Origin of the sequence: Antrihabitans stalactiti (assembly GCF_012932915.1) — a bacterium.
GTDB lineage: Bacteria > Actinomycetota > Actinomycetes > Mycobacteriales > Mycobacteriaceae > Antrihabitans > Antrihabitans stalactiti.
The window spans coordinates 23,679-48,594 of the sequence record NZ_VCQU01000018.1; the positions used below are offsets into that span (position 1 = coordinate 23,679).

General features: G+C 65.7%; 20 protein-coding genes and 1 tRNA gene. 8 read left to right on the forward strand and 13 right to left on the reverse strand.

Features of this window, described 5'->3' with window-relative positions:
• Positions 1 to 104 precede the first annotated feature (104 nt).
• The 3 genes from FGL95_RS31110 to FGL95_RS31120 all read right to left on the reverse strand — a co-directional run bounded on the left by FGL95_RS31110 (position 105) and on the right by FGL95_RS31120 (position 11,423).
• Complete coding sequence (locus FGL95_RS31110; protein ID WP_169594720.1) at positions 105 to 1,685, reverse strand: FAD-binding oxidoreductase; 1,581 nt, start codon at positions 1,683 to 1,685, stop codon at positions 105 to 107.
• Between the two features lie 20 nt (positions 1,686 to 1,705).
• Entirely contained in the window at positions 1,706 to 2,125 is a 420-nt protein-coding gene (gene acpS / locus FGL95_RS31115; RefSeq protein WP_169594722.1) for a holo-ACP synthase AcpS, read from the reverse strand.
• A gap of 88 nt (positions 2,126 to 2,213) precedes the next feature.
• A complete protein-coding gene (locus FGL95_RS31120) occupies positions 2,214 to 11,423 on the reverse strand; it encodes a type I polyketide synthase (protein ID WP_169594724.1) in 9,210 nt (3,069 codons plus the stop codon).
• Between the two features lie 444 nt (positions 11,424 to 11,867).
• Between FGL95_RS31120 and FGL95_RS31125 the strand changes: the two genes are divergently transcribed.
• The 4 genes from FGL95_RS31125 to FGL95_RS31140 all read left to right on the forward strand — a co-directional run bounded on the left by FGL95_RS31125 (position 11,868) and on the right by FGL95_RS31140 (position 13,272).
• Positions 11,868 to 12,353: an HNH endonuclease gene (locus tag FGL95_RS31125; RefSeq protein ID WP_169594726.1), complete on the forward strand. Its 486-nt coding sequence runs from the start codon at positions 11,868 to 11,870 to the stop codon at positions 12,351 to 12,353.
• Between the two features lie 12 nt (positions 12,354 to 12,365).
• Positions 12,366 to 12,447, forward strand: a tRNA-Leu gene (locus FGL95_RS31130).
• 97 nt (positions 12,448 to 12,544) lie between these two features.
• Positions 12,545 to 12,922 (forward strand): transcriptional regulator, encoded by a 378-nt coding sequence (locus tag FGL95_RS31135; protein ID WP_169594727.1) that lies wholly within the window; start codon positions 12,545 to 12,547, stop codon positions 12,920 to 12,922.
• Entirely contained in the window at positions 12,919 to 13,272 is a 354-nt protein-coding gene (locus tag FGL95_RS31140) for a DUF3817 domain-containing protein (RefSeq protein WP_169594729.1), read from the forward strand. Before FGL95_RS31135 ends, FGL95_RS31140 begins: the two co-directional genes overlap by 4 nt.
• Before the next feature lie 130 nt (positions 13,273 to 13,402).
• On the opposite strand, the gene rdgB is transcribed toward FGL95_RS31140, so the two are convergent.
• The 10 genes from rdgB to clpS form a co-directional block, all read right to left on the reverse strand.
• Complete coding sequence (rdgB, locus tag FGL95_RS31145) at positions 13,403 to 14,020, reverse strand: RdgB/HAM1 family non-canonical purine NTP pyrophosphatase (RefSeq protein WP_169594731.1); 618 nt, start codon at positions 14,018 to 14,020, stop codon at positions 13,403 to 13,405.
• Positions 14,013 to 14,795, reverse strand: a complete 783-nt coding sequence (gene rph, locus FGL95_RS31150; protein ID WP_169594732.1) for a ribonuclease PH — start codon at positions 14,793 to 14,795, stop codon at positions 14,013 to 14,015. Before rph ends, rdgB begins: the two co-directional genes overlap by 8 nt.
• A 27-nt stretch (positions 14,796 to 14,822) precedes the next feature.
• Positions 14,823 to 15,584, reverse strand: a complete 762-nt coding sequence (locus tag FGL95_RS31155) for a cyclic nucleotide-degrading phosphodiesterase (protein WP_169594734.1) — start codon at positions 15,582 to 15,584, stop codon at positions 14,823 to 14,825.
• Positions 15,585 to 15,697: 113 nt separating this feature from the next.
• Positions 15,698 to 16,399, reverse strand: coding sequence for a rhomboid family intramembrane serine protease (locus tag FGL95_RS31160; RefSeq protein ID WP_169594735.1), 702 nt, complete (start codon positions 16,397 to 16,399; stop codon positions 15,698 to 15,700).
• 23 nt (positions 16,400 to 16,422) lie between these two features.
• A complete protein-coding gene (locus FGL95_RS31165; protein ID WP_169594737.1) occupies positions 16,423 to 17,385 on the reverse strand; it encodes a cysteine synthase in 963 nt (320 codons plus the stop codon).
• 2 nt (positions 17,386 to 17,387) lie between these two features.
• Positions 17,388 to 17,660 (reverse strand): MoaD/ThiS family protein, encoded by a 273-nt coding sequence (locus FGL95_RS31170; RefSeq protein ID WP_169594739.1) that lies wholly within the window; start codon positions 17,658 to 17,660, stop codon positions 17,388 to 17,390.
• An 8-nt stretch (positions 17,661 to 17,668) separates the two neighbouring features.
• On the reverse strand, positions 17,669 to 18,097 hold the full coding sequence (locus FGL95_RS31175; RefSeq protein WP_338080103.1) for a M67 family metallopeptidase: 429 nt from the start codon (positions 18,095 to 18,097) through the stop codon (positions 17,669 to 17,671).
• A 3-nt stretch (positions 18,098 to 18,100) separates the two neighbouring features.
• Complete coding sequence (locus FGL95_RS31180) at positions 18,101 to 19,150, reverse strand: P1 family peptidase (protein ID WP_169594741.1); 1,050 nt, start codon at positions 19,148 to 19,150, stop codon at positions 18,101 to 18,103.
• Positions 19,151 to 19,158: 8 nt separating this feature from the next.
• Complete coding sequence (gene aosR, locus FGL95_RS31185) at positions 19,159 to 19,743, reverse strand: oxidative stress transcriptional regulator AosR (protein ID WP_169594743.1); 585 nt, start codon at positions 19,741 to 19,743, stop codon at positions 19,159 to 19,161.
• Positions 19,744 to 19,788: 45 nt separating this feature from the next.
• The gene (gene clpS / locus FGL95_RS31190) at positions 19,789 to 20,121 is read right to left on the reverse strand and encodes an ATP-dependent Clp protease adapter ClpS (protein WP_169594745.1); all 333 of its coding nucleotides are present in this window, start codon (positions 20,119 to 20,121) and stop codon (positions 19,789 to 19,791) included.
• A 125-nt stretch (positions 20,122 to 20,246) separates the two neighbouring features.
• Between clpS and FGL95_RS31195 the strand changes: the two genes are divergently transcribed.
• The 4 genes from FGL95_RS31195 to FGL95_RS31210 are packed head-to-tail and all read left to right on the forward strand — an operon-like array spanning position 20,247 to position 24,911.
• Positions 20,247 to 21,500: a nicotinate phosphoribosyltransferase gene (locus tag FGL95_RS31195; RefSeq protein ID WP_169594789.1), complete on the forward strand. Its 1,254-nt coding sequence runs from the start codon at positions 20,247 to 20,249 to the stop codon at positions 21,498 to 21,500.
• Between the two features lie 12 nt (positions 21,501 to 21,512).
• Entirely contained in the window at positions 21,513 to 22,073 is a 561-nt protein-coding gene (locus tag FGL95_RS31200; protein WP_169594747.1) for an isochorismatase family protein, read from the forward strand.
• Between the two features lie 55 nt (positions 22,074 to 22,128).
• On the forward strand, positions 22,129 to 24,165 hold the full coding sequence (locus FGL95_RS31205) for a helicase C-terminal domain-containing protein (protein ID WP_169594748.1): 2,037 nt from the start codon (positions 22,129 to 22,131) through the stop codon (positions 24,163 to 24,165).
• On the forward strand, positions 24,162 to 24,911 hold the full coding sequence (locus tag FGL95_RS31210; protein WP_169594750.1) for an alpha/beta fold hydrolase: 750 nt from the start codon (positions 24,162 to 24,164) through the stop codon (positions 24,909 to 24,911). Before FGL95_RS31205 ends, FGL95_RS31210 begins: the two co-directional genes overlap by 4 nt.
• Positions 24,912 to 24,916 lie beyond the last annotated feature (5 nt).

Below are 24,916 nucleotides of genomic sequence, written 5' to 3' on the forward strand. Positions count from 1 at the left end.
CGCAGCCCTGTCGAGAATCCACAGCGCATTATCCCACGATTGCGCTGTGAAGACGCTGAGAGCCGTTGCCGTTACGCACTTTTCGTCCGATTGATGCCTTTCGTTCAGATTGCCTTCGGCTCGATCGACAGCCTGTGCCGGAACGTGTTCGCGGGATCCCACTTCGACTTGATCTGCTGGAGCCGCGCATAGTTGTCGCCGTAGTACAACGCCTGCCATGGCATGCCCGAGGCGTTCCAGCGCGGGTCCGCAAGATCCGTATCTGGGTAATTGATGTAGCTGCCGCTGCTGACGTCGTTGCGCACCGGGACTCCGCCGGAACTGCTGTACAGCTCACCGTAGAAATTGCGCGCCAGGGCGAGATACCGATCGTCATCGGCTGGGTTGCGCCACGCAGCCACGTAGAGCATCTTCATGAACGCATCTCGGGTCGGCATAGCGGTTGCACCCGCTGCCCGCGAATTGACCGCGCCACCGAACGGCAGAAATTGCAGACCCGATTCATCCGTTGGATCGAATCTCGCCAAATGCCGGTGAATTGCTCGCAGTTGGTCCTCGGAATACGGCTTGCGCAGATACGCGGCTTTGTACTTGCTTCTCGCCGTGTCGGTCAACCGCGGCGTCGCCAGCGCAAGGGTCATGTCCAGGAACGGACCTGAATTTCCCGGAACGACGACGGGCGGCGGCGACACCCCCTCCCCGAGCGCAGCAACGAACTCGGCGAACAGGGCGCCGGCATTCGGGAGTGTGGCATCGATCTGCGTTGTCAGCATCGCGAAACCGGCGGTACGCGGCGTGATCGACAGCGGCGCATCGAGACTGGCGAAACGCGAGCCCGGCTCGTTGTGGCGTTCGTAGAACCGCAGATAATTCCCGACGAACGTGACGAACGAATTTTCGTCAGCGCTCGGCAGGACGATGGTCGCGCTACTGAGGGTGGCGGGTGGAACGGGCAACAGTCGTGCCGGATCGGACCCGTCGCTATCGTGCGACCGCAACAGGAACCTGGTCACGACGCCGAAGTTGCCGCCGCCACCGCCCGTGTGCGCCCACCACAGATCGGCATTCGGACCGTCACGTGTGGCGACGACTGCCGAAGCCTTGCCACGAGCGTCGACGACCACCACCTCGACGCCGTAGATGTGGTCCACCACGGTGCCGAACAGCCGGGACAACGGTCCGTAGCCCCCGCCGGTCGCATGACCGCCGATGCCGACGCCCAGGCAGCTACCGCCTGGGATCGTCACGCCCCAGCCCCGGTAAAGCCGCTCGTAGACCGTGCCGAGGTCGGCCCCCGCGCCGACCGAAATGGCGCGGTGGGCGTCGTCGTAGCGGACCTCCGCCAGGCGGGACAGGTCGACTATTGCCTTGACTTCGGGGTTCGCCACGAAATCCTCGAACCCGTGTCCGCCCGACCGCGCCGCAATTCGCAGCCCCTCCTCGACCGACCTACCGACAGCGTCGACCACCTCGTCGGTCGTTGTCGGCAAGAAGATCCGGTCGGGAGTGGCTGCGAAACGCTTGTTGAAGCCGCGGCCCGCGAGGGCGCCGAACTGTGGGTTCGACGGCCCGACTACCTCGAGCCCTGGGACCGCATTCGCCGACGACGGCCTTCCGAACGTGATGGCCGCACCGGCGAGCGCGGCCGCCCCGACCAGCAGGCGACGACGTGACAGTGCGGGCATCGCGCAATGGTAGCGACGACCTACTCGGCCTCGTTCGACTCCTCGCCCGGATCTTCGAGAATCACCACAGCGGCCGCGGTGTCGCCGTCGTGGGTGAGCGACAGGTGAATCTTGACGCGAGGCAAGAAGTCCTGCGCCAAGCCGTGCAGCTTGATGACCGGACGGCCCCACGCGTCATTCACGACCTCGATCAACAGGTACGGGTTGTCACCCACCTGCGGACGGCGAGAGAACCGCGACGATCCCCACGCTTTGAGGACCGCCTCCTTCGCCGCCCACCGGACCGCGTAGCTACGCGCAGGATCGGAACTCTTGCCCTGGCAGTACCGCCGCTCCCCTGGTGTGAAGCTCTCTTTGATCATCGTCGTGCCCGAGCGTTCCATCTGCTCGGCGAACTCGGAGACCGTCACCAGATCAAGACCTATCCCAATGATGCTCACGCTGTGACACCCCTAGCTCGCCGGCTGGGCTGTGCCGCGCAATCTTCCCTCGTCGAATCGGTCCAGATCACGCGGCCCATCCGCCCGTTCACCGGCAACCCGGACCTGCGGAGTACACGCCGTCTGCACCGAGCCGTGCGTCCTCGGTCAGCAACACGTTCGCCTCCAACTGCCGCGCAGCCTTCTCGTCGTCGCCGAGCCTACGGTCCGCGGGGCGCTCGTACAGCGCGTCGCCGCCGCACATCGCCTGCGCGAGTCGCTGCTTGCCGTTGCGTGACCGTTCGGCCGCGCGCTGGATGTACTCGTCGCGGCGAGCCGGATCGATCGCCTGCACGAATGCCTCCGGGTGCACGATCGCGATCATGCCGGACACGTGACCGAAGCCGAGGCTCGTGACCAGACCGGCCTTGAGCGGGAAGCCCTCGCCGAAACGAAGCGGCTCACGCGCCCAGACGAGGCGGCCGAAGTCGGCCATCTTGTCGTCGACGCAGTCGAGGCTGCGGTTCGGCGGCACGACGCCCTGGCTGAGCACCTGGCACAGACCGATCAGCTGGAAGGCTGCGGCACCACCCTTTGCGTGCCCGGTCAGACTCTTCTGCGAGACGACGAACAGCGGAGCACCTTCGGACCGCCCGATCGCGGTCGCGAGGCGTTCGTGCAGTTCGGCCTCGTTCGGATCGTTGGCAGCGGTCGAGGTGTCGTGCTTGGAGATCACCGCCACGTCGTCGGCAGTGACGCCGAGCTTGCGCAGCGATGCCGCCAACCGCGACTCGCGACCGCCACGGCCCGCGCCGAGAGCGCCGAGTCCGGGAGCCGGGATCGAGGTGTGCACACCGTCACCGAACGACTGCGCGAACGCGACCACACCGAGTACGGGCAGACCCATCTCGAGTGCGATGTCGCCGCGAGCGAGCAGGACCGTTCCGCCACCGTGCGCCTCGACGAAGCCACCGCGTCGTCGATCGTTGGCACGGGAGAAGCGGCGATCGCTGATCCCCTTGGCGTGCATTGCAGCGCTCTCTGCCGTCGCCGACATGTTCGCGAAGCCCATGATCGCTTCGGTGCTGACATCGTCGAAGCCGCCGGCGACGACGAAGTCCGCCTTGCCGAGCTTGATCTTGTCGACGCCCTCTTCGACCGAGACCGCGGCGGTCGCGCAAGCGGCGACGGGGTGAACCATCGCGCCGTAGCTACCGACGTAGGACTGCACGACGTGCGCGGCGATGACGTTGCCGAGCGCTTCCTGCAGGATGTCGTTCGGGTGCGGATCGCCGAGCAGTGTGTCGACGTACATCGACCTGATCGACTCCATGCCACCCATGCCGCTGCCTTGGGTGTTGGCAACGAGGCTCGGGTGCACCCAGCGCATCAGCTCCGACGGTGTGAAGCCGCTGCTGATGAACGCGTCGACGGTCGACACGATGTTCCACGCGGCAACGCGATCGATCGAGCTGGCCATGTCGACCGACATGCCCCACTTCGTCGGGTCGAATCCGGTCGGGATCTGACCGCCGACGGTCCGGGTCAGCTTCGCCTTGCGCGGCACCCGAATCTCGGTGCCCGCCTTGCGAGTGACCTGCCAGTCGCTGCTATCGGCGACGGGCGTGATGACCGTATGTTCGGGATCCGAGCTGAAGAACGATCGGGCCTCGACCTCGTTGGTGACCACGAACGAGAGGTCCTGATCGAGGAACACCGACGTCAGCAACGGCGTCGTGTTGTCGACCATCGGGCCGTCGTCCTCGTAGCGGCGGATGCCGACACGGGCAACCACGGTGTCGTGGTAGCGGTCCGCGATCTCGGACTCCGGAACCAGATCGCCGGTTTCGGCGTCGTACCAGCCCGGTGTCGGATCCTGCTCCCATGTGACCAGTCCGGTCACCCAGGCCAGTTCCAGGACGCCGGCTGCCGACAGTTCTTCGTCGACCTCCATCTCGAAGCGCGTGCGCGCCGAGCCGACCGGCCCGACCTCACCAGCGCCGACGATGACGACCAAGTCCGCCGGGTCGACGTCGACATCGGCCCATTCCGGCCTTGCCAGCTCGTGAAGCAGGGTCGGCGGTGCGGGCAGTGCCGCGATGGTGACGTCAACCTCGGCCTGCTCGGCGTCGGGCGTGTTCGCGGCAGCTTCCATTGCCTGCTTCGCGAGCGCTGGCAGATCCAGCTTCGCCTCTGCGAGACCACCGGTCAGGTCGACCTGATTCGGTCCGCCTGCGGCCAGGGCACGGGCATCTGCCGTGCACAGCGCCAACAGTTCGACCGCCATTTCCTGGGTCGACCAGGTCCTGACGCCAGCCTCCTCGACGGCATCGACCATCGGGTCGTTCTGACCCATCAGTCCGGTGCCGCGCACCCAACCGATGAGCGCGTGGGCAAGGGTGACCCGGTCAGCCCAGCCGCGTTCGACGCCCCACTTGGCGACAACCGCGTCCAGAGCCGCCTTCGACTCGCCGTATGCACCGTCACCACCGAAGATGCCGCGGTTCGGCGAGCCGGGCAGGACGACGTGCAGTCGAGAATCGACGTCGCTGTCCTGGCCGACCTTCGACAGTCCGCCGATCAACCGCTCGACCGACCACAGCAGCACGCGCATTTCCATCTCGGCGCGCGAACCGGCATCGGACAGGTCACCTGCGACGCGCGGTGCCGCGAACGGGAAGAGCAGCGTCGGTGTCATGGCCTTCTTGACGACGGTCTTGGCACCGCCTGCGCTGTCGATCTGTTCCCCACCGATCCAGTCGATCAGTGCGTCGACGTCGGCGTACGACGCCATGTTCGCCGGAACCACCCACAGGTTCGCACCCGCTCGCGCGGAGTTGCGATACAGGTCGCGGTAGAACGCGAGTCGGTCGTCGTCCAGGCGCGAGGTCGTGACGAACACCGTTGCTCCGCCTGCAAGCAACTTGCCTGCGACCGCCGCGGCGATCGAGCCCTTGCTCGCGCCGGTGACGACCGCGATGTCATCGCTGTAGGCGCCGGCGACATCGTCGCGAAGAGCCGCTTCGGCGATCTGGCCGTAGCCGGCGGCCAAATCGTTGCGGCCCACCTTCTTCGCCCGTTCCTGCCACCACAGTGCTTGCGCTGCAACGTTCTTACCTGCGCCGACGAAACTCTGGGCCGAATCCAGATCGCTACCCAGCCACAACCGGGCCAGGTCCTCACGTGCGCTCGCCCAACGGTCGTCGAACAGGACCGCGCGCTTGGCGTCGAATGCCGGCGCCACCAGGCGCGGCCAATCGGAGCCGAGTTCGGCGGACACCAGATCGATCAGCTCGTTGTCGGTCGACTTCTCGGGTGCCGAGACCTGGTCGACGAGGCCGAGCTGGTCGAGCACCAAACGTGCCGCCGATGCGAGCACGCCGTCGCGCCCGGTGACGTTGGCAGCGAACTCGTCGAGCGCTGCCGAGTCGATCGCACCGCCTGCACCGCCGCCAGTCGACGGGAGTGCCACAGCAATTCCGCGACGAGCTGCGACGGCCTGCACACCTGCGTCGATTGCGGCGTCCACTGCGGCGCCGTCGCTGAGTGCGCCTTCGACTAGCCCGCCGAGGCTGCCACCACGAACGCTGACGCCGTCCCGCGTGCCGAGGGTGACCTCGATAAGCACGTGACTCGCCCAGCCGTCGCCGAGCTCCCAGACCTTCTTGACGCGTTCGGCGATTGCAGCCGGGCGCTTGCCCGACGGACCGAACACCTTGCGCAGATGGTCGCCGGTCGAATCCGACAACACAGAGCCGAACGGACGGTAGGTGCGGGCCAGCTTCTCGACCGTGCCTGCCAGCGCGACCATGTCGGCATCCGCGGCACCGTCGATCGCACCGAGCGACAGCTCGGAACCGAGGTCGACGAGCAGCTGGTTACGCCGTGACGACACGCCGTCGCACAGTGCCTCGATCGTGTCGACCGGACCGATCTGGTCCAGACGGAGCTTCGTCCACGACGCGATCAGCGCCTTCGTTGCGTCGGCCGCGGTGAACGGGATGTCGTCGGGACGCGGTCCGCCTGCCGGGGCAGTCGGTGCTGCGACCGGCGCCGCGACCGCGGCCGGTGCTGCTTCGGCGACCGGGGCGGCCTCTTCGACCTCTTCGATCGGCGCAGCGTCGGTGTCGGTCGCAAAGACGACAGCGGCGTCACGCTCGAGGTTGAGCACCTCGACCGGCTTGCCGATGCGACCCGGCAGCTTCAGCGTGTTGGTTGCAAGGTTCGCAACGGTCGGCGCCGAACCGAGGCCGATCTCGATGAAACGCTCGATGCCGAGTCCGCCGTGGGCCTCGTCGGTGAAGAGCAGATCCTGCGTCTCGATCCAGCGCACCGGGCTGGCGAACTGCCAGGCGAGCAACTCGATCAGCACAACGCGGCACAGCTGAGCCGGCTTCGCGGCCCATGCGTCGAAGTCTGCGAGGACCTCGTTGAGCGGCTCGGACGGGACGAGGTCCGCGATCTCCTGGACGAACGCGCGCTCGAGCGAGAACGGCTTCGGTACCAGGTTCGGGATGTAGCGACCCTCGAGGATCTCGGGGTGCAGGTCCTCGGGGAGGAGTCCGTCGAGCTTGCGACGGAACTCGGGCACGCCGTCACGCAGGACCGTCGAGTGGAACGGAACGTCGATGCCGGGAACCAGGATGAACGCACTCTTGCCGCCGAAAGCCTCTCGACGAGCGGCGATTTCGGCCTCGAGTGCCTCCAGCCCGGCGATGGTGCCTGCGATCGCGTACTGCGAACCACGGAGGTTGAGGTTCACGACCTCGAGGAACTCACCCGAAGTCTGCGCGACCTCGTTGACGAAGCCGATCACGTCCTCGTCGGGCAGACCGATCTGCGACGGCCGAATAGCGGCCATCCGGTAGTTGCTCTGGCCCTCTTCGTCGCGCGGGACCAACTCGTGCATGGCCGTGCCGCGCTTGAACACGACCTCGAGGACCGCTTCGAGCGGGAGCACACCGGCGGCAGCGGCGAGGGCGTTGTACTCGCCGACCGAGTGGCCGGCCAGGATCGCACCTTCGACGAAAGCGCCCGACTCACGAAGTTCTGCGATCTGCGCAACACCCAGCGTCGCCATTGCCACCTGGGTGAACTGCGTCAGATGCAGCACGCCGTACGGGTGCCGATGCTCGACGCCGCGGGCCTTGATGTAGGTCGGGTTGTCGCGAACGACTGCGAGGATCGAGAAGCCGAGCGCCTTGCGGGTGTGCTTGTCCGCGCGGTCCCAGATCTCCTTGGCTGCTTTCGAGCGAGCGCGGGCGTCGAGGCCCATGCCCGGCTTCTGAATGCCCTGGCCTGGGAATGCGTAGATGGTCTTCGGCACAGCTGTCTTGGCGCTTGCGACCATCACGAGGTCACCGTCGACCCGGCAAGAGACCTCGAGGATCTCGGCGCCCTTGTCGATTCCCGTGCGGTCGACGCGAACGTCGACCTGTGCGCCCGGACGAACCATGCCGAGGAAGCGTGCGGTCCATGCGGTCAGTCGACGCGCAGGCACCTTCTCGCTCGCATCTGCAGCGCAGACGACGTGCTGGGCGGCGGCCGACAGCCACATGCCGTGCACGATCGGGCTGCCCAATCCCGCCAGGCGGGCGGCTGCGTCGGACGTGTGGATCGGGTTGTGGTCGCCCGACACCTTTGCGAACGCCGCCATGTTGCGCGGCGCCACGATCGTCGTGTCGCGACGACGCTTACGCGGCGTCTCGGATGCAGCGTCGGTCACCGTGCCCGCAGCGCGGGCTGGGTCGGTGAGTTCGCCTGCGCCGGTGCGGCCGCGGATGGCAAAGCGCTCCACCAGTTTCGCGACGGTCGGGGTCTCGAGGCCTTGATCGCCGTGCATCACGCCGATCTCGACGGCAACCTCGACGACGCGACCGAGGTCGGTGTCGAGCACCTCGCGTGATTCCGCGCGGACCGCGAAAATGCTTGTCTCCGAAGGCAGGTCACGGACCAACTGCGCCTGGTGATCGAGGTGGACCAGGTCGAGCATGCCTTCGATGACGCTGAGTCCGCTTGCCGTCTGCGTCGCGCCGAGCACCGCGAAGACCGCGGGCCAGCATGCGCCGACGACGACGTCGGGCACCGTCGTGCCGACCGAGTCCAGATTTTCGGGCATGCCGGCAGCCGTCACGCCGGCGTGGTCGGCGACCGAGTCGGGTGCCCACGCGACGTTCAGATGTGCGACCGGACGGCCCGTCTTGCCGATCTTGACCTCGGGCAGTCCGCCTGCGGCGGCGACACCGAGAAGCGCGGACATCGACTCTGCCGCATCGTCGGCCGTGACGAGCGGTGCGCCGCCGTCCAGCGTCGTTGCAGGCACGGTGATCCGGATGCGGACCGACTTCTCCCCTGCCACCGGCACGGCGAGTTCGACGTGCGTCTCGTCGAGTTCGGTCAGCGTCGCACCTGTCTGGACGTGCGTCGCGTGCCGCTCGGCGACGGTCCATTCGGCGATCTCACCGATGCGCGCGACCGGGTTCTGCGTGAGCCGGTTGGCCCACGTGACGTCGGGTGCGCTGAGCACGATGTCGACCGGACCTGCGACGAGGCCAGCGTTGCGACGGCTCGCGACCGCAGTGGGCAGTGCGCCCGCCGCGAGTAGCGCGTCGGTCGTTGCCTTTTCGAAGCGGTCGAGCAGCTCGCCGACCGGCTCGTCCAAGCGTGTGATGCCTGCGACGGCAACGGTTCCCGGGATGACGCACACCTGGTCTGCCGGGTATCGCGGATCGTGTGCCTGCCACAGCGAGTCCGACCGCCACCAGCGACGGACGTCGCCGTCGACGACGGGAACGAAGTTGACCGGCTTGCCCGGGGTCTTGCACAGGGTGACGAAGAAGGACACGTCCGCCGGGTGCAGGATCGCGGTCTCGGCGTCGGGGTAATGCGCGAGCAAGGCAGCCAGTGCGTCCGCCGGACGCTCCAGAATCGCGGCGTCGCCGAACAGGGTCGGGATCGGTCCGTTGTCGATCGGGTTGAGGCGAGCCTCGGTGCGCTGGAGCATGTCCAGGAATCGGTCGCGCCAGGTGTGGTCCAGCCACGGTGAGTCGGCGTCGACGTCGACGGCCAGCTCGACGTAGCGACCCAGCCACTGCGCGTACGTCATCGTTGCGACGTCGCCGAAGTACGGCTTCGCCGTTCCATCGAGAGCGGCGATGATTTCTTCGCGACGTTCGGCGACAGCTTCGGCGTTGCCTGCCACCTCGTCGAGGAGACGGCCGCAGCGTGAGGCCGTGTTGTCGATTTCATGGATGTCGGCGCCCAATTGGCTACGGCCCGAGGCCATTCCGCCTTCTGCGGTGCCTGCGCCGACCCAGTCCGGCGTTCCGGGTGTGTCGACGAGGAGCTGCTTGACCTGCGGTGACGTCGTCGCTTCGAGCGTCGCCATCGCGGCCGTTCCGACCAGAATGCCGTCGAGCGGCATTTCGGGGTAACCGTGCGCAAGCGACCAGCGCCCGGTGAGATAGTCCGCTGCGCGCTCCGGGGTGCCGATGCCGCCACCGACGCAGACCACGATGTTCGAGCGGGTCCGCAGCTCGCCGTAGGTCTCGAGCAGCAGGTCGTCGAGGTCTTCCCACGAGTGGTGACCGCCTGCGCGACCGCCCTCGATGTGCATGATCACCGGGAAGCTCGGGACCTCGTTGGCGATGCGGATGACCGCGCGGATCTGTGCGACCGTGCCGGGCTTGAACGCAACATAGGTGAAGCCGACTTCGGACAGCTCGGCGATGAGCGCAACGGCCTCTTCGAGCTCCGGGATTCCGGCAGTGACGACGACGCCGTCGAGCGGGGCACCGGCGGTCCGGGCGCGCTGCACGAGGCGCTTGCCGCCGAGCTGCAACTTCCACAGGTACGGGTCGAGGAACAGCGAGTTGAACTGCACCGAACGACCAGGCTCGAGCAAGGTGCGGAGCTCGGCGATGCGGTCGTCGAAGATCGGCTCGGTCACCTGGCCGCCGCCGGCGAGCTCGGCCCAGTGGCCGGCATTCGCTGCTGCTGCAACGATTTTCGCGTCGACGGTGGTCGGGGTCATGCCTGCGAGCAGGATCGGCGAGCGGCCCGTCAGCTTGGTGAAGGCCGTCTCGACGACGACGCGACCGTCCGGAAGTTCGACCGGCTCCGGAGTGAACGTCGACCACGCTGGGCGAACCTCCGGCGTCGCGCCGGGAGTCAGCAGGTTGCGCTGGCCGCCACGGGTCGCGACGGGAATCACGCCGATACCGGTGCCGCGCAGAGCGCCTTGGGTCATGCGGGACAGCAGGTCGCCGGGGCCGAGGTCGAGGACCCAGCGCGCGCCGCTGTCGACGACTTCCTGTACCGATTCGACCCAGTCGACCGGCTCGTACAAGCAACGCGACGCAATCTCGCGGGTCCGTGCAACGTCCATGCCGCACTTGGCCGCCCAGTTGCCTGCGATGTCGACGCATTCGGCAATCGTTGGGTGGTGGAACGCGATTCCGACCGTGATCGGCTCGAAGACGGGGGCGAATACAGCTCCGCCGCGCTTCTTGGCGTCGCGCTCTTTGTTCTCTTGCGCGGTGATCTCCTTGCACCGGTCGCGCAGGCGCTCGAGTAGTTCGGGAGCACCGGAGACGACGCAGCGACGCAAACCGTTGCGGATGGAGACAAACGGAGCGATCGTCGGGTCGAGATCGCGGCCGAATTCTTCGACGACTGCGCGGAGCGCATCGGGGTCGACATTGGACACTGCCATCATCGGCGACCGTTTTGCCGTGCCGATCAGTCCGCGACGACGCGCAACGAGCAACGCAGCCGCGCCGGAAACCTGGGCAATCGCGAGAAGTTCGGCATCGCGAGTGCCACCGTCGCCGACCGAGTAGACACCCAGCAGGCCCTGTGAGTGGCCGATGGACGCGACAGGCGGCGTCACGGCAGGATCGATACCTTGCAATGCCAGCGCACGCATAGCGGCGAGCTGGGCAAGGAAGATTCCGGGCGGGGCAACCGAGCCCGACGCCAGGATCGTGTCGGACGGTCCGGCAGACTCGCCCTCTTCTGCGAGGTCGCGTTCGAGCATCCATCCGATCGGGTCGAAGCCCATCGGACGGACCACGAGTAGTTCGTCGGCAACGGGCGCCACAATGCGGGCTGCCTCATTGACGAGCTCAGTTACTTCGGGCTCCAACCCGCTGTCGCGGGTGATCTCCTCGAGTACGTCGAGCCACGACGCACCCTGCCCACCGAATGCCAATGCATACGGTTCGCCCGCGAGAAGTCTGTCGATCAGGGCACTACGCTCGGGGTCTCTGGGGGACGAACGCCGTCCGCTGCCAGCCCCCGTGCTCTCGTTGATCGTCACGCCAAACTTCCTCTCCTGGACACCACATCTGCGCAAAGAACGACCACTACGTCGCGCTTTGCGTATTTCAAGGGTGGCACAGAATCATGAGGAAATCCTCACGTTTGCTCCCGGGTACCGACGAGTAACGAAGCAATTCTGGTACGAACGAACCAGTAACTTACGGCTACGTAAGCGGATCAGCGCAGGCACCGCCGGTGGACACACGACCGAAACCTGAGGAAACCCTCATGTTGATCGTTATCAATTCGTTATCAATCCCACAGGGTGCCGCGCGCGATTTGCGGGTCGGACGAGGCGACTCGGCTAGTGACGTCCCGCGACGCGCACTTTCTGTACGGATCACGCACGTTGCAACGCGCGCGACGCGGAACAAGATGGGAGTCCTCACGAGATCCGTCGGCGACACCCATTCTTGTCGGCAGCGCTGGCTACCGTTGGGGCGTGAAGTACCCGAGAGAGCTGCTCGAAGAGGCCGTCCGCAACTCGACGAGTTACGCCGGCGTCATCCGATACCTCGGACTGGTGCCAGCCGGTGGAACGCACGCGAACCTGAGTCGCCGGATCAAGAAGGAGGGAATCGACACCGCACACTTCACCGGGAAGGGGCACAACCGAGGCAGGCCGACAAGCAACCGCTATTCGTGGCAACAGGTGCTGGTCGTTCGACCCGCGGGGAGTCCGCGCGCCAAGCCGAAGATGCTTCGCCGCGCCCTCGTCGAAGCCGGAGTTCCGTATGTGTGCGCGCTGTGCGGGGTCGGCGACGAATGGAACGGCAAGCAGTTGACGCTTCACGTCGATCACATCAACGGCGACTATCTCGACAGTCGCCTGGAGAACGTCCGATTTCTGTGCCCGAATTGCCACAGCCAGACAGCGAGCTGGGCCGGAAGGAATCGTTGGGCGCGTCCCGAAGGTGAGGTGGCGTAATCTATGTCCGACGCGCGAGTGGCGGAATGGCAGACGCGCCACACTTAGGATGTGGTGTCCAACGGACGTGGGGGTTCAAGTCCCCCCTCGCGCACAAATAGCTGAGTCGCCGAGCGCATAGTTTTGGCGGCTGATTCGACCTTCTGAGCGACCATTTCTATGCGCTCGAGGGTGACCGGTAGATTCATAGTGTGACCAGTTCCCGTAACCGACGTCGACCAGCACTGATCGTGCTGGTGATAGTCAGTTTCGTGGGCTGCCTGGCTTTGGCTTGGTGGCAGTGGGACCGCTTCGAATCGGCAAGCGGGACGGGCCAGAACTTGGGTTACGCGCTGCAATGGCCGCTTTTCGCCGCCTTTGTGCTTTATGCCTACCGCCGCTTCGTTCAGCTGGAGGCCGAGGCCGCGGATACGGATGCGGCGCCGAAGGTGGAGGGCCCCCGCGAGATTCCTGCGGACCTGTTGCCCCAACGGCCAACTGCGCGAACCGAACTCGATCCAGCCATGGTGGAATACAACCGCTACCTCGCCGAGCTGGCCGCTCGCGAGAACATTAGGAGCGATACGTGACAGCGAGCAATTCCACCGATGCAGCAGTGGACAAAAAGCAGCAGACCCGAGTGGCTGGTGCGCTCCTCCGCTACCGCGTGCTCGCGTGGACGACCGGCATCTGGCTGCTCGTCCTCACTGCCGAAGTCATCGCCAAGTACGGCTTCGACGTCGACCGATTCGGATGGGTCGGCATCGTCCACGGCTGGGTGTACTTCGTCTACCTACTGGTGACCGTCGACCTCGCTGTGAAGGTCCGCTGGCCAGGTCCGAGCACGGTTGTGACGCTGCTGGCAGGAACTATTCCGTTCCTGTCGTTCTGGATGGAGCATCGCCGCACAGCGCAGGTCAAACGCGATTTCGGCGTCTAGAACTCACGCGATACAGACCATCCCCGGAATCCAGTGACACAGCTGCAAGAGCAGCCACTGGATCGGGTTGGTAGGCACCATTTGCAACATCGGAGGCATACCTAGTGCGTCGCACGCAGGCCGCCGCGCGTTAGCCCGCTGCCAGTGTCGTCAAGGCGGGCAACAGCTTCCGCAATGCCCGACCGCGATGCGACGCCGCATCCTTCTCGTCCGGCGTCAGCTCGGCCGAAGTACGCGATTCGCCTTCCGGGACGAATACTGGGTCGTAGCCGAAGCCACCGTCACCTCGCGGTGCGCGGTTGATGACGCCTGGCCATTCGCCACGCACGACGACCTCTTCGCCACCGGGCACTACCAGCGCACAGGCCGATACGAACCGGGCACCACGACGCTCGCCCGGGACATCGGCAAGCTGACCCAGCAACAGTGCGGTGTTCGCGTCGTCGTCACCATGCCGGCCCGACCAGCGCGCGGACAGCACGCCCGGCATGCCGTTCAACGCGTCGACTTCGATGCCGGAATCGTCTGCAACACAAGCTAATCCGGTAGCAACAGCACCGTCGCGCGCCTTCAGCAACGCATTTCCCTCGAAGGTGGGTTCGGTCTCCGGGGCTTCGGCGTACGGCTCGACCTCGTCCAGCCCGATTACCTCGATACCGGCTACCCCACTGTCGGCGAGGACGCGGCGAAGCTCGCGCAGCTTCTTCGCGTTGCGGCTGGCGACGAGGAGTTTGACCGGCTCAGCCACCGAACTTCTTTTTCGGCGGCTCCGTTGGCTCCGGCAGCACGCCCGGATACGGCAAGGCCAGCGCTTCCTTCTGCACGACGAACAACTGCTCGCAACCCTCCAGCGCGGAGTCGAGCAACTTGTCCAGCGTCGACCGCGGGAACGTTGCGCCCTCGCCCGTGCCCTGGATCTCGACAAGGGTGCCGGTGTCGGTGGCGACGACGTTCATGTCGACCTCCGCGCGAGAATCCTCTTCGTAGGGCAAGTCGAGGCGAACGCGGCCGTCGACGACGCCGACGCTCACAGCCGCGATTGCGCACGAAATCGGTTGTGGGTCCTTGAGTCGGTTTGCGGCGCGCAGGTACGTCACTGCGTCGGACAGCGCGACGTACGCGCCGGTGATCGCGGCAGTCCGGGTGCCGCCGTCGGCTTGCAGGACATCGCAGTCGATGGCGATGGTGTTCTCACCGATCGCGGCCAAGTCGATGCACGCGCGCAGCGAGCGCCCGATCAAGCGACTGATTTCCTGCGTGCGGCCACCGATTCGGCCCTTGACCGACTCGCGATCGTTTCGACTGTGGGTTGCGGCAGGCAGCATCGCGTATTCGGCGGTCAGCCACCCCAGGCCAGATCCTTTACGCCAGCGCGGCACGTCCTCTTCGACGCTCGCGGTGCACATCACCCGCGTGTTGCCGAACTCTACGAGCACCGAACCTGCTGGGTGAGTAGTAAATCCACGGGTGATTCGAACTTCGCGGAGCTCGTCGTCCGCGCGGCCATCGGCTCTTCTCGACACTCGTCAAACACTAGCCGGTCTCACAAATCAGAGATCGAAGACCTCACCAGGCGAGACCGCGTGGACCGGCCCCGAGAACGCTGCCTTCGCTTCGGCGATCACATCTTCGCGCGAGGTCCACGGTGGAATATGTGTGAGCAGCAACTCCCCCACCTCAGCCTTAGCAGCCAATTGGCCGGCTTCTGTGCCGGAAAGATGCACTCCCGGAGGGCGATTGCCGGGATCGTGGGTCCACGACGCTTCCGCCATCAGCACGTCGGCGCCAGCTGCCATGTCGTCGACCATGGTGCATGCACCGGTATCGCCGGTGTAAACGAATTTCGTTCCGGTGTCGGTGAGGAAGCGAAGACCGTAGGACTCCGGCGGATGATCCATCCGGTACGGCGTGACCGTGTTACCGCCGAACGTCTCTGCCTTGCCTTCGGTCCACGGCCGCATGTCGATCGTGTCGGACCAGTCGTCGGTTTCGCCACCGTTCTCCGCGGACGCGTTCCCGATTCGAAGCGACGTATCCGACGGTCCGCGCACAATTGCGCGTCCTTTCGGCGGATTCGGGTGGTAGCGACGCCACACCAACAGGCCCGGCAAGTCCAGGCAGTGGTCGGCATGCAGGTGGGTGAGGAAGATCGAGACCTCACCGGGATCGGCGTAGCGCTGCAGCGCACCAAGAATTCCTGGACCGAATTCGAGCACGACGGGAGTCATGCCTGGAGAGGTGACGAGGTATCCCGACGCAGCGGAATCCGGGCCGGACACACTGCCCGAACAACCGAGCACGGTAAGACGCATGAAAGTCATGCTGCCACGAAGCGAGCGCCGCCAAAAAGCTTCCGACGGATTCGCCCGAGACTGCGCCCAAACGCGGCGCAAATGTGACCAAATTTTCGCCCGAGATGACGTTTTCAGGCGGCTATGGCGTTTTGTTTCTTTGCGCCGCTGCCTCGTGAGGACACCACCCAAGCGGCAATCACACCGCCGATCGCGCCGAACAAGTGGCCTTGCCAGGAAATCCCCTGCGCCCCGGGAAGCACTCCCCACAACAAGCCGCCGTAGACGAACAGCACGACGAGTCCGATCGCAATCTGGGCGAGGCTGCGGGTGAACAGCCCCCGGGTGATCAGGAAAGTCAGCCAGCCGAAGATCAGCGCAGAGGCGCCGAGGTGGACGCTGTTCGTCTCACCCGTCAGCCACGTGCCGACTCCCGCGACCAACCAGATCACCCCGGTCGCTGCCACCCCACGCGCTATACCGGCGAGCAGCGCGAGGAAACCGAGGACGATCAGCGGGAGGGTGTTGGCGATCAAATGACCCCAGCCGTAATGCAATAGGGGCGCCCACAGGATTCCCCACAGTCCATCGAGGGTGCGCGGACGAATGCCGTCCTGATCCAAGGCGTTGTCGTCGAGCACGTCGATGAACTCGATCGCGTACAGCAGCGCAGTGAACGCGAGAATCGTGATCCCCGCGTTTCGCCACAGTGCACGCGACGACGACTTCGGCTTTTCCGGTGACGCCGGAGTGCTGACCGTCGAGCCGCTCGCGATGGACGCGCGCAGCGCATCGATGCGAGCCTGGTCGAACGACGGTCCCAGACTTCCCGTCATCCGGTCCTCCTAGGTGCGTGCAGCTAGGCCCACAGTTGGCCTTCGAGCCGATCCTCGGCTTCCTCCAGCGTACCGTCGTACGCGCCGGTCGAGAGGTACTTCCATCCGGCGTCAGCGACGACGAACGCGATATCGGCCCTGGTACCGGCCTTGACCGCCTTCTTGGCTACACCGAGCGCCGCATGCAGGATCGCCCCGGTGGAGATGCCTGCGAAGATGCCCTCTTCGGCAACGAGTTCGCGTGTCCGGCGCACGGCGTCGAACGGACCGACCGAGAACCGTGACGTCAAGACCGACTCGTCGTACAACTCCGGGATGAATCCCTCGTCGATGTTGCGCAGGCCGTACACCAGCTCGCCGTAGCGCGGTTCCGCAGCGACGATTTCGATGTTCGGCACGTGTTCGCGCAGGTAGCGTCCTGATCCCATCAACGTGCCCGTCGTACCGAGTCCGGCGACGAAGTGCGTGATTTCGGGGAGGTCGGCCAGCAGCTCCGGACCGGTCCCTTCGTAATGGGCCAACGCATTGGCCGCGTTGCCGTATTGGTAGAGCATCACCCAATCGGGGTGCTCGGCGGCAATCCCCTTGGCCATCGCGACCGCTTGATTGGAGCCGCCCGCCGCAGGTGAATCGATGATCTCCGCGCCGAACATCGTCAGCAGCTGCCGCCGCTCGACCGAGGTGTTCTCCGGCATCACGCAAATCAGCTTGTAGCCCTTGAGCTTCGCCGCCATCGCGAGCGAAATACCGGTGTTGCCGCTGGTGGGTTCGAGAATCGTCGCACCGGGAGCGAGCAATCCGTCCGCCTCGGCTTGCTCGATCATGCGCAGCGCCGGTCGGTCCTTGATCGAGCCGGTCGGATTACGGTCCTCGAGCTTGGCCCACAGTCGGACCGACGGGTCGCCATCCCATGCAGGCGACAGGCGCTGCAGGCCGACGAGGGGGGTGTTGCCGAGGGTGGCGATCAGTGATTCGTACCGCGCCACCCTCAGCCGCCTGCGACGGCCGGAAGGATGGTGACCGAGTCGTCAGCCCCGACCTCGGTTTCCAATCCGCCCGAGAAGCGCACGTCTTCGTCATTGACGTAGATGTTGACGAAGCGATGCAGCTTGCCGTTCGCGATCAGCCGATCCTTGAGTCCCGCATGGTTCGCATCGAGGTCGTCGATGACGGCGAGCAACGTGGAACCTGTTGCCTGCACCCGCTTTTCGCCACCCGTGTAGGTGCGCAGGATGGTCGGAATCGATACGGTGACTGACACGAATACTCCTATTGGGATTCTGGGCTGTAACTGTCGACGATCTTGACGGGCTCTTCGGTGACGACGCTGTCCACGATGCGGTAGCTGCGAAGCTCGTGCTGGTCGGGATCGCGGGTCGAAATCAGGACGTAGTGGGCGTCGGGCTCGGAGGCGAATGAGATGTCGGTCCGGCTCGGATAGGCCTCGGTCGCTGTGTGAGAGTGATAAATGACGACCGGGGTCTCGTCCAGATCATCCATTTCGCGCCACAACCGCAGTTGCTCGCCCGAGTCGAATCGGTAGAACGTCGGCGACCGCTCGGCATTGACCATCGCAACGAAACGCTCCGGGCGATCCGATCCCTCCGGGCCTGCGATGATCCCGCAGGCCTCGTCCGGATGGTCCGCGCGGGCATGCGCGACCATGGCGTCGACGAGATCCGTTCTCACGACAAGCACTCGTTACCCTTCCTCTGGGCGAAACACCGACGACAACAGCTCACGATATGTCGGTATTCCCGCGACCGAGGTCGCAGCAAGGACAGCGTCGGCGATCGCGCGCTCGACAGCGATCGCGGCGGCCGCACACACGGAGTCGACGATCGGCAGCTCGTCGCGAAAAGCCGCAGGCATCGGCGGGTACTCTGCGGTGCTGGCCGCAGTGCCGGTGGCCAGCGCAAACATCGTGTCGCCGTCGAGCGGCGAGTGCGCGGGGCGGATTGCACGGGCGAGGCCGTCGTGGGCTGCCATCGCCATTCGTTTGCAGCCGTTCGAGCTCAATCGAGCGTCCGTGGCGACGACGCCGATCGTCGTATTGAGCGGAGTGCCCTTCGGGTCGAGCGCGTTCGCGGCCGCAAGTTGATCCGGGTCGGCCTCTCGCAGACCGAAGAAGCGAGGATCGCCCCACGTCAGACCGGTGTGGGGATCGAAAACCGACCCGACCGGATTGGCGACGACCAGCGCGCCGACGGTGAATCCGTCTGCGGTCAGCACGCTCGCGGTGCCGACGCCGCCTTTCAACGTCCCGGCGCGAGCGCCGACTCCGGCGCCGACCGAACCGGTTTCGAACTGCTCCCCTGCTGCCTCGACTGCTCGGTAGCCGAACTCGGCGGTCGGGCGGGTCTGCCAATCCCCCACCGGCAGATCGAAGATCACCGCACCGGGAACGATCGGCACGACATGCCCGTCCTCGTCCATCGGAATGCCTTCGCCCTGCTCTTCGAGCCACGCCATGATGCCGTCGGCCGCGGCGAGCCCGTACGCGCTGCCGCCCGAGAGCAGGATCGCGTTGACCTGCTGGACCGTGTTCGACGGATCGAGCAGGTCCGTTTCGCGTGTGCCTGGTCCGCCGCCTCGTACGTCGACTGCCGCGACCGCGCCGCCCGGAACGCGAACGACCGTCGAGCCGGTCGCCGCTCCGGACCCGAGGGTGGCGTCGTCGTCACGGACGTAATGATGGCCGACGAGTACGCCCGCGACGTCGGTCAGCGAATTTCGATTGCCCGGTCTCACCGAATTCCCTACGGAGACATGGCCTGAAGCAGAGAATCCTGCATCCAGGTGAGCCAGTGATAAACATCCAGATGGGGCGCGCGTGGATCGTCCGGCGGGTAATGGTCCGGCGTTTCCGGATCGATTCCCAGGGTGGTGCCCAGCGCGAGGCGGACGTCGTTCAGGCCGGCGAGCCACGCATCGGCCTGCTCGGGCGTCAGGGTGACCCGGCCACCTTCGGCGGGAAGGGTGTCCAGAATGACCGCCCCTGCGGCGATCTTGTCGTCGATGATTTCGGGCTCGTGCAGGCTGCGCAGCGCACCGTTGATGTCGGCGCGTTCATCGGCAGCTTCGTCTTCGCCGTCTTTTGCCGGTTCCTTGCGGTGAAAATCGGGCAGCAGACGAGCGAGAGCTGCGTCTTCCGGTGGTGTACTTGGCCCGACCCGCAGGCCGGTGAGTGCCGCGAGATCGTCCTCCGGTGCCGCGGCTGCACGCTCTTGCAGCAGCCCCAACACCGACCCGACCAGGGATCGAAGGACTGCAGCCTCGCGCGCATCCATTTCGGAGCGCAGCTTAGGCCCGCCCAGCGAGTTCTTTCGGCTCCAAGTCCGCACGTTGGGTACCTGTTGATCCTTTGCTTGACCCCTTGGCTAGCGGGGTTAGTCGTCGCGCTGCATGGTGGCCCAAAGTCCGGCCGCATGCAGCCTACGGACATCGTGTTCCATCTTGTCGCGCGAGCCCGACGAGACCACAGCCTTGCCCTCCTGGTGCACCTTCAGCATCAGTTCAGTTGCCTTGGCTTTGCTGTAGCCGAAGAGCTTCTGAAATATGTAGGTGACGTAATGCATCAGGTTGACCGGATCGTCCCAGACCACAGTGACCCAGGGGCGATCCTCGGATTCGACGACCTGTTCGACCTCGGCCGTCTCCGGGGTGGCCTGCGGCGCGCCCGAAAGTCGCACATTCGGGGCCGTCGTCATCCTCCAAGCCATGACTCAAGGGTACGACCACGCAGGACGGAGACACCACCCGGACATGACAGAACTCGTAAGGTGGTCGTGTGGTGGACCTTCCCGAGTCGAGCACAGCGCTGCTGACCGACCAATACGAACTGACCATGCTCGCCGCCGCGCTTGCCGACGAGTCGGCGCAGCGCACCTGTACGTTCGAGATCTTCGCGCGTCGACTCCCGAACGGCCGTCGCTACGGCGTCGTCGCGGGCACGGAGCGTTTCGTCGAGGCAGTATCGCGGTTCCGATTCGGTGAATCCGAGCTCGCGGTGGTCGGCAAGTTTCTCGACGACCGCACGGTGGAGTGGCTGCGCAACTACCGCTTCTCCGGCGACGTCGACGGCTACCCGGAGGGTGAGCTCTACTTCCCGAACTCCCCGATCCTGTCTGTTCGCGGCACGTTTGCCGAATGTGTGCTGCTGGAGACGCTCGCGCTCTCGATCTTCAACCACGACAGCGCAATCGCGTCCGCTGCGGCCCGAATGGTGAGCGCTGCCGCCGGTCGCGTGCTCATCGACATGGGCTCACGACGCACCCACGAAATTGCTGCGCCTGCGAGTTCCCGGGCCGCCTACCTCGCCGGATTCACGTCGACCTCCAATCTCGAAGCGGTCCGCAGGTTCGGCATCCCCGGCACAGGGACGAGCGCGCACGCGTTCGTGTTGCTGCACAGCGCCACCGATGGCTATCACGAGGCGACGGCGTTCCGGAGCCAGGTTGCAGCGCAAGGCGTCGGCACCACCTTGCTTGTCGACACGTTCGACATCGCGCAGGGAGTCAAGACGGCAATTGAGGTTGCCGGGCCGGAACTCGGTGGCGTGCGCATCGATTCGGGCGATCTCGGCGTGCTCACACGGCAGACGCGCGACCAGCTCGACGCACTCGGAGCAACGAAGACCAAAATCGTCCTCTCCGGCGATTTGGACGAGTACGCGATCGCGTCGCTGCGCGCCGATCCGGTCGACGTGTACGGCGTCGGAACGCGCCTGGTCACAGGCTCAGGGGCGCCCACCGCGGGCATGGTCTACAAGCTGGTCGAAGTCGACGGCATACCGGTCAGCAAGCGGAGCAGCCACAAGGGTTCGCGCGGCGGTGCGAAGCGCGCGGTCCGGCTGGCGCGCAGCACGGGGACGATCGTCGAAGAAATCATCTTCCCCGCGAACGCAGCGGTACCCGAATCGGACGAGTTCACGGTCTCGGAACTGGCGATTCCCTTGATTCGGTCGGGCGATCCGGTCGATTCGTTGCCGACCCTGCAAGACGGGCGCCAGCGCGTTGCAGCCGGACTTCTCAGTCTGCCTTGGGAGGGTCTCAAGCTGTCCGAGGGTGAACCCGCAATTCCGACGACTTTCGCCGAGTAGGGAGACAGACCAATGAGTAAGACGGCGTTGATCATTGTGGACGTGCAGAACGACTTCTGCGAAGGCGGTTCGCTCGCGGTGGCGGGCGGGGCCGCAGTGGCGGCGAATATCAGCGAATTGCTGCGCAGCTCAACCGATTACGACGCGGTTGTCGCAACGCGGGACTATCACATCGATCCCGGCGCGCATTTTTCCGAGACGCCGGACTTTGTCGACAGCTGGCCGCCGCATTGCCGGGTCGGCACCCCGGGCGCCGATTTCCATCCGAATTTCGACACCGCACGAGTCCAGGAAGTGTTCTCGAAAGGTGCGTACGAAGCTGCGTACTCCGGTTTCGAGGGCAGCGCGACCGACGGTGGCACCTTGGTCGGTTGGTTGCGCGACCGTGGCATCGACACCGTCGACGTCGTCGGAATAGCCACCGACCATTGCGTCCGGGCGACCGCGCTCGACGCCGTTGCCGCGAATTTCGAGACCCGGGTGCTGCTCGACCTCACCGCAGGCGTCGCCCCCGCCACGATCGCCACAGCGTTGGACCAACTGCGCGCTGCCGGTGTCACGCTGGTCGGCTGACCCGCGGGTGTGCGTCGATCGTCGGTATGACGGTGTCGAGCGCTAACCTGCTTCGGTGCCCGATCTCCCGAATGTCCCCGCGCTGCTCGCGCTTGCAGTGCGGTCCCTCGGCGGGACGGAGCGAGCCAGCCAGCTGACGATGGCGTCGGCCGTGGCTCATTCGATCGACACTGGCGAACACCTCGCGGTTCAGGCCGGCACCGGAACAGGCAAGTCCCTCGCGTACCTGGTTCCGAGCATTCGGCATGCCGTGGAATCGGGCCGGACCGTCGTGGTCTCGACGGCGACGATCGCGCTGCAACGCCAGCTGATCGATCGCGACCTGCCGCGCCTTGCCGACGGCCTGGAGTCCGCGCTCGGCCGTAAGCCAGTATTCGCAATTCTCAAGGGCCGCAACAACTACCTGTGCCTCAACAAGATCGAGAACACGATCGAGGAGCCTGCGGACGACCAATTGTTCGACGCCTTCGCCGTGTCCCGACTGGGCCGCGAGGTGCAGCGGCTGCATGCCTGGGCGGCGAAGACCAAGACCGGCGACCGCGACGAGGTCGTTCCCGGCGTCACGGACCGCTCATGGCGACAACTCAGTGTCAGTTCCCGCGAATGCCTCGGCAAGTCGCGTTGCCCCTCTGGCGAGGATTGCTTCGCTGAGAAGGCCCGCGGGCGGTCCGCACAGGCAGACGTCGTCGTCACCAATCACGCCTTGCTCGCCATCGATGCCATCACGGGCATCCAGATCCTGCCCGAACACGACGTCGTCGTCATCGATGAGGCTCACGAACTCGTCGACCGTGTCACCGCCGCTGCGACGGCCGAGCTCAGCGCACAAGCCATCACGATCGCCGCGCGACGCTGCACGAAGTTGGTCGAGGAGCAAGATGTCGACCGACTGGAAGGTGCAGGTGAGGCTTTCGGCGGCCTGCTCGACGAGTTGAACGCGGCTCGCTGGGACGCGATGCCCAATGGCGCTGCCGCCGCGCTGGCGTTGGTTCGCGATTCGGCGTGGGCGGTCCGGACGGCTGTGGCACCGACGAGGCCGGGAATGGCAGCGGCGGACCCGGACGCCGGCGCAGCCCGCAGTGCCGCATTGGCCGCCGTCGACGAGGTGCACGACGCAGCGGTGCGCGCCTTGACCGCCTTCGACGAGCCCGACCCTGCTAAGCGGCGCGATGTCGTGTGGCTCGCGGTGGAAGAGACGAAGTCGACCACCCGGCGGGTGCTGCGAATGGCGCCCCTCTCGGTCGGCGGACTGTTGCGGTCGCGGCTGTTCGCGAACTCGACGGTCGTGTTGACGTCGGCGACCTTGCAGGTAGGCGGCTCGTTCGACAATCTGGCGATCAACTGGGGTCTGCCTTCGCAGTCGTCGGCCCGCAGCGACACCGCCATGGCGTCGGGCGCCGAACCGCCTGCCGACGATTCCAAGATCAAGTGGAATTCGCTCGACGTCGGGTCCCCTTTCGACCATGCAAAAGCCGGAATTCTCTACGTCGCAAAGCATCTCCCGGCACCAGGCCGCGACGGATTGCCCCCTGCCTACCTCGACGAGATCGAGGAGCTGGTGAAAGCAGCGGGCGGGCGAACGCTCGGACTGTTCTCGTCGATGCGCGCGGCGAAGGCGGCCGCCGAGGCGTTGCGCGAACGGCTCGACACACCGATCCTGTGCCAGGGCGACGACTCGACCGGCGCGCTGGTCACGCAGTTCGCGGCAGACGAAGCGGTGTCGCTGTTCGGCACGCTGTCGCTATGGCAGGGCGTCGACGTTCCTGGTCGCTCGCTCACGCTCGTCATCCTGGACCGCATTCCCTTCCCGCGCCCGGACGATCCGCTGCTCGTCGCCAGGCAGCGAGCGGTCGAGTCCCGCGGAGGCAACGGCTTCATGGCGGTCGCGGCCAATCACGCCGCATTGCTGCTCGCGCAAGGCACGGGCCGGTTGTTGCGCAGCGTCGACGACCGCGGGGTCGTCGCGATCCTCGATCCCCGGCTCGCGACCGCTCGATATGGCGGCTACCTGCGCGCGTCGTTGCCGCCGTATTGGGAAACGTCCAATCCGGCTGTCGTTCGGAAGGCACTCGAAAGGTTGGCTGCAGAATGAAATGGCTTCTATTGCGCGGACTTACGCGTGACCAGCGGCATTGGGGCGACTTTCCCGCGCGGCTCGGTGCGGCATTGGGAACCGAGGTCGTGTGCATCGACCCGCCCGGATTCGGCACCGAGTACAAGCGGCAATCCCCGAAGTTGCTGTCGCAGATCACCGACGACATTCGCGGTCGGTTCGCGCAATTACGTGGCGACGACGAATGGTCGATACTCGGAATCTCACTCGGTGGCATGCTCACGCTGGACTGGTGTTCACGCTTCCCCGACGACTTCGCTCGGGCTGTCGTCATCAATACCTCGGCATCGAACTCCGCGTCGATCCAGGACCGGTTCAAGCCGTCAGCAGCGTTCGGCCTGGTCACCAGCGCGTTCCGTTCGCCGGCGGCGGTCGAGCGGACCGCACTCGCCGCCTCCTCGAACAAGCCCGCCGCCGAACTCGACGTGCTGGCCGAACAATGGACGCAGTGGAAGGCGCAGACCCCGCCGAGCAGGTCGAGCATCATCGGCCAGATCGTTGCCGCGACGCGGTTCACACTTCCGGAGACCGTGAATGTGCCGCTGCTCGTGTTGAATTCGCGCAACGACCGGCTCGTCTCCTACAAGAACTCCGCGGCGATCGCGCAGCGCTTGCAGGCGCCGTTGAAAGTTCACCCCACCGCCGGTCACGACCTTCCGACCGACGACCCGGACTGGGTCTGCCAACAAGTCGCCGACTGGGCGGAGTCACACCACCCCTCGTGAGTCTT